The sequence below is a fragment of the Chryseobacterium sp. SIMBA_029 genome (genome assembly GCF_046535275.1).
GTDB lineage: Bacteria > Bacteroidota > Bacteroidia > Flavobacteriales > Weeksellaceae > Chryseobacterium.
Window position 1 is genome coordinate 1 of sequence record NZ_JAWRXA010000656.1, and the last position, 249, is coordinate 249.

General features: G+C 33.3%; 1 protein-coding gene. It reads left to right on the forward strand.

All coding sequences use genetic code 11. From position 1 onward, the window contains the following. On the forward strand, positions 1 to 249 hold a 249-nt coding region (locus tag SB679_RS25605), incomplete at both ends, for a hypothetical protein (RefSeq protein ID WP_410705178.1).

The window sequence follows — 249 nt, forward strand, 5'->3', positions numbered from 1 at the left end:
GTATGAAGTAAATCCTGAGATGCTGAAGAAGCATTCAAAGACTAAAAGTTCATCTTTTAAGACACAGAATATTCAAAATCTAAAGAATGTAAATGAGAATAGTACTTCTATAAAAATTGCCACTCCATCCAAAAACTATCAGGTGAGGAATGAAAAAGTAAGAATCGGGCTTTTCGTTCACGAGCTTTTATCAAAGATCAATACTAAGAAAGATATCAACAAGGTTTTGGAGAGTTATGCTCTGGAAGG